The sequence below is a fragment of the Streptomyces sp. E2N166 genome (assembly GCF_003671715.1).
Taxonomy (GTDB): Bacteria; Actinomycetota; Actinomycetes; order Streptomycetales; family Streptomycetaceae; genus Streptomyces; species Streptomyces thinghirensis.
Window position 1 is genome coordinate 284,801 of record NZ_RAIF01000032.1, and the last position, 7,948, is coordinate 292,748.

General features: G+C 72.6%; 7 protein-coding genes. All 7 read right to left on the minus strand.

Going from position 1 to position 7,948, the window contains the following annotated elements; genetic code table 11:
* Positions 1–9 precede the first annotated feature (9 nt).
* A complete protein-coding gene (locus tag EBH09_RS28350; RefSeq protein ID WP_121749779.1) occupies positions 10–1,545 on the minus strand; it encodes an FAD-dependent oxidoreductase in 1,536 nt (511 codons plus the stop codon).
* 67 nt (positions 1,546–1,612) lie between these two features.
* Positions 1,613–3,028, minus strand: coding sequence for a PhoX family protein (locus tag EBH09_RS28355; protein WP_121751045.1), 1,416 nt, complete (start codon positions 3,026–3,028; stop codon positions 1,613–1,615).
* A gap of 63 nt (positions 3,029–3,091) precedes the next feature.
* The gene (locus tag EBH09_RS28360) at positions 3,092–3,892 is read right to left on the minus strand and encodes a slipin family protein (RefSeq protein WP_121749780.1); all 801 of its coding nucleotides are present in this window, start codon (positions 3,890–3,892) and stop codon (positions 3,092–3,094) included.
* A 105-nt stretch (positions 3,893–3,997) separates the two neighbouring features.
* On the minus strand, positions 3,998–5,533 hold the full coding sequence (locus EBH09_RS28365) for a SulP family inorganic anion transporter (RefSeq protein WP_121751046.1): 1,536 nt from the start codon (positions 5,531–5,533) through the stop codon (positions 3,998–4,000).
* Between the two features lie 8 nt (positions 5,534–5,541).
* Positions 5,542–6,123 (minus strand): carbonic anhydrase, encoded by a 582-nt coding sequence (locus EBH09_RS28370; RefSeq protein ID WP_121749781.1) that lies wholly within the window; start codon positions 6,121–6,123, stop codon positions 5,542–5,544.
* A 75-nt stretch (positions 6,124–6,198) separates the two neighbouring features.
* Positions 6,199–6,600 carry a hypothetical protein gene (locus tag EBH09_RS28375; protein WP_121749782.1) on the minus strand — a complete coding sequence of 134 codons (402 nt, stop codon included), beginning with the start codon at positions 6,598–6,600 and terminating at the stop codon, positions 6,199–6,201.
* Between the two features lie 206 nt (positions 6,601–6,806).
* Positions 6,807–7,868: a cell division protein ZapE gene (zapE, locus tag EBH09_RS28380; RefSeq protein WP_121751047.1), complete on the minus strand. Its 1,062-nt coding sequence runs from the start codon at positions 7,866–7,868 to the stop codon at positions 6,807–6,809.
* Between the last annotated feature and the right edge of the window lie 80 nt (positions 7,869–7,948).

A 7,948-nucleotide genomic window follows, 5' to 3' on the forward strand; every position in this document is an offset into this window, starting at 1 on the left:
CGGCGGCGGTCAGATGTCCCGCTGCTCCAGCGGCTTCGTCGCCGGGCCCTCGATCACCTTGCCGTCCGTGCCGAAGCGGGAGCCGTGGCAGGGGCACTCCCAGGCGCGTTCCGCCGCGTTGAAGTTGACCAGACAGCCCAGGTGGGTGCAGCGCGGCGAGACGGCGTGCAGCGCGCCGGCCTCGTCCCGGTAGACGGCCAGCCGGTCGCCGCCCGCCCGGACGACGGCACCCTCGCCCGGCGGCAGGGCGTCCACCGGCGGGGAAGGCTTGAGCCGGTCGCCGACGAAGTGGCGGGCGACCTCGGCCTGCGTCTTGAGGAACGCCGGCGCCTCACGCACCGCCGTGCGCAGCCGGCGCGGATCGTAGAGCTCGCTCCACGCGCACTCCTCGCCGCTGATCTGCGCGGTGAGCAGCCGGCCCGCCATGATGCCGCCGCTCAGCCCCCAGCCGCCGAAGCCGGTGGCGACGTACGTGTGGTGCGCGCCCGGGTGGAGAGGGCCCACCATCGGTACGGTGTCGGTCGGGTCGATGTCCTGCGTCGCCCAGGCGTGGGTGAGGTCGACGCCGGGGAAGTGCTCGCGGGCCCAGGCGGACAGCCGGTCGAAGCGCTCCCGGGTGTCGCCCGTGCCGGGCGTGAAGTGCTCCCCGGTGACGACGAGCAGCCGGCGGCCCGTGCCGTCGCCGGCGTCGTCCAGGGGCGCCGTACGGACCGAGCGCGTGTTCTCGTCCGGCGTGATGTACATGCCGTCGACGTCGCGGTCCGCCTCGATGCTCCCGGCGACGACCAGCTCCCGGCGCGGGGAGAGGCGGGCGAAGAGCAGGGCCCGGTCGAAGATCGGATAGTGGGTGGCGACCACGACGTCCCGGGCGGTGACCGTCGCTCCCGCCCCGGTCGACACGCGGCACGGCTCGCCCTCGTCCAGGCCGTGGACGGTGGTGTTCTCGAAGATCCGCCCGCCGTGCGCCTCCAGGTCCTCGGCGAGGGCCAGCAGGTACTTGCGCGGATGGAACTGCGCCTGCCCGGTGACCTCGACCGCGCCCGCGACCGGGAACGGCAGCGCCGTCTCCGTCACGAACGACGCCGGCAGCCCCGCCTCCTTCGCGGCGGCCGCCTCGGCCCGCAGCTCGTCCACGCGGCCCGCGTCACGGACGTACGTGTAGGCGCTGCGGGTCTCCCAGTCGCAGTCGATGCCCAGCTCGGCCTCGATCCCGGCGGCGTGCTCGATCGCCTCGGACTGCGAGCGGGCGTACAGGCGGGCCCCCTCGGGGCCGCGGGTACGGCGCAGCTTGTCGTAGATCAGCGTGTGCTGGGCGGTCAGCTTGGCGCTGGTGTGGCCGGTGACGCCGGCGGCGACCCGCCCGGCCTCCAGCACCGCCACACTGCGCCCGGCCCGCGCCAGTTCCCAGGCGGTGCTGAGGCCGGCGACGCCGGCGCCGATCACGGCGACGTCGACGTCGAGATCCTCCGCGAGGGCGGGGCGCGGCGCACCGCCCGGTGCCGTCTGAAGCCAGTACGAGCCGTTGACCTGCGGGTTCTCCGTCATGCGGCCCCGGGTACCCCGTAGCCGCGGCTTCAGTGACCGGGCGGTGCGCGCCTCTGGTCGCCCGCGCCTACCCGCGCCAGGGGCCCGTCACCGCGAACGTGGTCCCGGGCGTGTAGCAGTTGACGTACATCGTGTCGCCGTCGGGGGAGAAGGTGACCCCGGCGAACTCGCCCCACTGCGGTTCCTCCGGCGTCCCGATGTTCTGGGCGCCGCGGGCCATCGCGTACACCTCGCCGCGCCTGGTCACGCCGTAGACGTGCTGGGCGCCGTCGCCGTCCTCGCAGACCATGAGGCCGCCGCTGGGGGCCAGGCAGATGTTGTCGGGGGACTCGCCGGGGAGCTGCACGTCGGTGTCCGGACCGAAGACGATCACCAGGGTCAGCCGGCGCCGCTCGGGGTCGTAGCGCCAGATCTGGCCGTAGTGGTCGCCCGCCGAGCCCTCGTCGCTGTGGGCGAAGGACGACACGAAGTAGACGCTGCGCCCGCCCCAGTAGCAGCCCTCCAGCTTCTGCGCGTGCGTGATGCCGCGCCGGCCGAAGTCCTGGTGCCGGATGGGAGTCTCGACGGCCAGCGGGTCGGGTACGTCCACCCACTCGATGCCGTCGAAGCAGGCGCCCGTCTCCTGGATCGAGGACAGGTCGGGCACGCCCGGCACGCGCATCGCCTGGAGCCGGCCGCCGGCCCGCAGCGAGCCCGTGCCGCCCAGCGGTTTCTCGGGCAGGAACCGGTAGAAGAGACCGAACGGCCGCTCGAACGCGTCCTCCGTCTCGTACACGACGCCCCGCCGCGGATCCACGGCGATCGCCTCGTGCTGGAAGCGGCCCATCGCGGTCAGCGGCACCGCACCGGTGCGGTGCGGATCGACGGGGTCGACCTCGAAGATGAAGCCGTGGTCCTTGGTGTAGCCGTTGGTGCCGGCCTTGTCCTCGGTCTCCTCGCAGGTCAGCCAGGTGTGCCAGGGGGTGGGGCCGCCCGCGCAGTTCACCGCCGTGCCGGCGATCGCGACCCGCTCGTCGCGGACGTGGTTGCGGGAGTCCAGGGTGAGGGCCGTACAGCCGCCCTTGCCCTCCGGGTCGTACGTCAGACCCTTCACCGTGGGGACGGGGACCTTGCCGTTGGCGCGGTTCTCGTGGTTGCGCACGAGGTGCACGCCGCCGTGGCGGCCCCGGGAACGCCCGGCGAAGGCCGCCATGCCGTCGTGGTTGGACGGGACCGGGCCCTCGCCGGAGCGCAGCTCGTCGCCCTCGCGCGACAGGACCCGGTAGCGGAAGCCTCTGGGCAGGTCGAGCAGGCCGTCGGGGTCGGGGATCAGCGGGCCGTAGCCGGTGTGGCCCAGGGGCTGCGCGGCGGCGGTGCCGGCGAAGAGCTCGGAGAGGGCTCCGGTGAAGGCGATGCCCGCGCCGAGTGCGCCGGTGCGGGCGAGTACCTGACGTCGGGTCGTGTCGCGAACTGGACATGGGGCGGCCTTCCTGCTGGCGGACAGGATTGTGACCCCGCCGTGTCTATCACCTGGCACGTTTCCCGGGAACCACGCGCGCTACACGCGTCACATGCCGGCCGGCCGTTCCGGGGTCTGGTCCAGCGGCGCCCGCTGCGGGTTCTCCAGGAACCGCAGCAGCTCCACCGGGAAGGGCAGCACCAGTGTCGAGTTCTTCTCCGCGGCCACCGCCACCACCGTCTGCAGCAGCCGCAGTTGCAGCGCGGCCGGCGTCTGAGACATCTCCCGCGCCGCCTCGGCGAGCACCTTGGACGCCTGCCGCTCGGCGTCGGCGTTGATGACCCGGGCCCGCCGCTCGCGGTCGGCCTCGGCCTGCCGGGCCATCGAGCGCTTCATGGTCTCGGGCAGCGACACGTCCTTGATCTCGACGCGGTCGATCTGCACGCCCCAGCCGACGGCCGGGCTGTCGATCATCAGCTCCAGGCCCTGGTTCAGCTTCTCCCGGTTGGACAGCAGGTCGTCCAGGTCGCTCTTGCCGATGATGGACCGCAGCGACGTCTGGGCCATCTGGGACACGGCGAACTTGTAGTCCTCGACGCGGATGAGCGCGTAGGCGGCGTCGACCACCTTGAAGTAGACGACCGCGTCCACGCGGACGGTCACGTTGTCCCGGGTGATGCCCTCCTGGGCGGGCACCGGCATCGTCACGATCTGCATGTTGACCTTGTGCAGCCGGTCCACCACCGGGACGATCATGGTGAAGCCGGGTTGCCGCACCTCGCCGGCGAGCCGGCCGAGCCGGAGGACGACCCCGCGCTCGTACTGCTTGACGATCCGCGCCGCCGACGCGATGTACAGCACCCCGGCGCTTCCGGCGGCGGCAGCCGCGGTCAGCAGCTCCTGGAGCATGGCGACCTCCTCGCGCAGAGGGCCGTTTCGCCTACTCCTGTCACGATATGCCGGAAGCCCGGTCCGAGGCCATGCCCCGGACCGGGCCTCCGCGCATCGACGGGGCTACACGGCCGCCGTCGCCGGTTCGGTGACCTTCACCGGGTCCGTGCCGGTGGCGCTGTGCCGCTCGGCCCAGTTCTCCAGCGCGGTGCGGCAGGCGTGGTCCAGGTGGTGCAGCCCGGACAGGTCCAGCTCGACCGGGCGGTCCTGCGGCAGCGCCTCCAGGCTCTCCAGGATCTTCGGCAGTCGCAGGAAGGTCGCGTTGCCCGACAGGTGCGCCTGGACGGGGCCGGCGCCCTTGTCGACGACCTCCAGCTTGAGGTGGGAAGCCTCCCAGGCGGTCTTGACCACGGACAGCGCCAGGCCGATCAGCACGCCCTCGAACATGTTGATCGCGACGATCGACACGGCCGTGACCACCAGGATGAGCGCCTCGCCCCGGTGTCCCCGCCACAGTGACACGATGCCGCGGAACGGGATCAGCTTCCAGCCCGCGTGGACCAGGATGCCCGCCAGCGCGGGCAGCGGGATCAGGGCCAGGACGGACGGCAGCAGCGCGGCGAACAGCAGCAGCCACACGCCGTGCAGTACCCGGGACGCCTTGGTGCGCGCGCCCGCGCCCACGTTGGTGGAGCTGCGCACGATGACGGCGGTCATCGGGAGCGCGCCGAGCAGGCCGCACACGGTGTTGCCCGCGCCCTGCGCCATCAGCTCCTTGTTGTACTCGGTGCGCGGGCCGTTGTGCAGCCGGTCCACCGCCGCGGCGCTGAACAGGCTCTCCGCCGAGGCGATCAGGGTGAAGGCGACGATCGTGCCGAGGATGCCCACGCTCGCCAGCTCGCCGAAGGCGTCGGCACCGGGCGGCTGGATCACGTCCAGCAGGCCGCTCACCTTGACGGTCGCCACCGACAGTCCGAAGACCGCCGTAACCGCCGTGGCCAGGCCGACCGCGGCGAGCGCGCCCGGCACGGTCCGCACCTGCTTCGGCAGCCGCTTCCACAGCACCGTCACCGCGACGGTGCCCGCGCCGAGGGCGAGCGAGATGAGCGCCTCGCTGCTGCCCAGCGCGTCGACGGCGGCTCCGGGCAGCCCGGTGATCTTGCCGAGGCCGGAGGCGGGGGCGTCGAGACCGGCCGCCGAGTACAGCTGGCCGGCGATGAGCACCAGGCCGATGCCGGCCAGCATGCCCTCGACGACCGAGAGGGAGATCGCCCGGAACCAGCGCCCCAGCTTCAGGGCGCCCATCGCGAGCTGGATCAGACCGGCGGCCAGCACGATCACGCCGAGCGCGGGCAGCCCGTACTCGTCGACCGCTCCGAAGACCAGCACCGTCAGGCCCGCGGCCGGACCGGACACCTGAAGGCTGCTGCCCGGCAGGAAGCCGGTGACGAGACCGCCCACGATGCCCGTGACGAGGCCGAGTTCGGCCGGGACACCGGAGGCCACGGCGACGCCCACGCACAGTGGGAGGGCGACCAGGAAGACGACGAGCGATGCGGTGAAGTCCTGCCGCAGATGGGGGAACTTCCGGGAGTCCTCGGATCGGGAATTCTCGGATCGCGGGTTCCCGGACCGCGGGTTCTCGGATATGGCGTTCATGCCGGCGCTCACAGGGTCTCGAACGTGTCGGTGTCCGCGTGGTGTTCGCGTACGACCCCGGTGTGGACCTCGTAGTACCAGCCGTGCATCCGCAGCCGGCCGTCCGTCAGCCGCCGCTCGACACAGGGGTAGGAGCGCAGTCGCAGCAGTTGCGCCAGGACGTGGTGCTGCACGGCCTCGGCGACCGTGGGGTCGGCGGGGTCGCAGGGCTTCGGCTCGTCCGCGGCGTGCGTCAGCCAGTCGCGCACGGCGGGTACGGCGCTCAGGTCGTCGCCGCGTACCAGCGCGCCGACGGCGCCGCAGTGCGAGTGACCGCAGACCACGATGTCGCTGACGCCGAGCACTTCCACGGCGTACTCGATGGTGGCCGCCTCGCCGGAGGGGCGCTCGGCGCCGTAGGGCGGGACGATGTTGCCCGCGGTGCGCAGCTCGAAGAGCCGGCCGGGCCCGGCGCCCGTGATCAGGGCCGGTACGACGCGGGAGTCGGAGCAGGTGATGAACAGGACTTCGGGCGACTGGCCTTGGGCGTGCCCGGCGAACTCCTCAGAGCGCTGTCCGTACGTGCGGGCGTTGTCGATGAGGGGCTGCATGATGCGGTGATTCCTCCTGGCGCGCTGTGGGGGCGCGTCGGATGGGCAGGACAGAGGTGGGGATGTTCCGGTCCCTCAGCAGCGGAAGACCTGAAGTGCCGCCGGGGAGTGGTCCGCCGCCGGTCTCGGCCGGTGGCCGGTCGCACGGCCGGACAGGGCGGGTTCGGGCACCGCCGAGCCCCGCTCCCGCAGGATCGGGCGTTCCGGAGCGTCGGGCTGCGGCGTCGGGGTGGCGCGGTGCCGGTCGCGGACGCGCGGGGAACCGTTCGGGTTCGCGGACCGGCCCGCGTCGTGGCAGGTGACGATCTCGTCGTGCAGAGCCATGCCGGCGGGGGTGGTTCCGGGATGGGCATTGGCCACGGCATCACGGCTCGTATGCGCGGATGCGAAGGGTGCGCTGGGTGCGAAGACCGCCAGGGCGATCAGGACGGCGGCGAGGAGCGGAACCACGGTCCGGGCCGTCGTGCCTCGCAACATACGCCCCCCTCCAGGCGGTTCACGCCACTGGCATGTGCCGACACGCGGTCAGTGCAAGGTCAATGCAACACCAACGCATGGTCAATGCGCGGTCAAGAAACACGTTAACCCTGCAAAGAGCTTTGCAGGGTTAACGTAGCGTTACGAGCTGAAGAGAGCCTGAAATTCGCGGGTGAGTTGGCGGGAACAGACCGTTCCGGACGCTCTCAGGGCGTGTCGACGAGCCGCGCCGCGTCCCGGGCCAGCGCGGTGAGCCGGGAGATCGCCCGGAAGTACTTCTTGCGGTACCCGCCCTTCAGCATCTCCTCGCTGAAGAGCCGGTCGAACGGCAGTCCGGAGGCCAGGACGGGCACCTCACGGTCGTAGAGCCGGTCCGCGAGCACCACGAGGCGCAGCGCCGTCGACTGGTCCGGCACCGGGCGCACCCCGGTGAGGCACACGGCCGAGAGGCCGTCGGTCAGGGCGCCGTAGCGGCTGGGGTGGACGCGTGCGAGGTGGTCGAGGAGCGCGGGGAAGTCGTCCAGGGAGGCACCCCCGGTCGCCTGGGCCGCGCGGGTCACCTGTTCATCGGAGTAGGGCGCCGGCGCCTCGGGCAGACCGCGGTGGCGGTAGTCCTCGCCGTCGATGCGCAGGGCGCGGAAGTGGGCGGACAGACCCTGGATCTCGCGCAGGAAGTCGGCCGCCGCGAAGCGGCCCTCGCCGAGCTTGCCCGGCAGCGTGTTGGAGGTGGCGGCGAGCGCCACGCCCGCCTCGACGAGCCGGGCCAGCAGGCTGGAGACGAGGACGGTGTCGCCGGGGTCGTCGAGCTCGAACTCGTCGATGCACAGGAGACGGTGCCCGGAGAGCGTCTGCACGGTCTGCTGGAAGCCGAGGGCGCCGACGAGGTTGGTCAGCTCCACGAAGGTGCCGAACGCCTTGCGGGAGGGCTCGGCGGGGGTGGCGTGCCACAGGGAGGCCAGCAGGTGGGTCTTGCCGACGCCGTAGCCGCCGTCGAGGTAGACGCCGCGGGGGCCGGCTGGGGGCTTCGGGGTCTTGCTCCTGCCGAGGCCGAGGCCGAGACCGAAGAGGCCGCGCCTGCCGGTGGCGGCTGGAGCCCCGTCGAGTCCGGTCGCGAAGTCCTCCAGGACGCGTACGGCCTCGCTCTGGCTGGGCTGGTTCGGGTCCGGGATGTACGTGCTGAAACGGACCGAGTCGAAGCGGGGCGGCGGCACCATCTCGGCGACCAGGCGGTCCGCGGGGACGCGCGGCTCGCGGGCGCACAGGGACAGCGGGGCGGCGGCGGGCGCCGTCCCGGCTATCGGGGAGCGACCGGAGGGGGTGGAACCGGGGGCGGGGGAGGAGGACGACA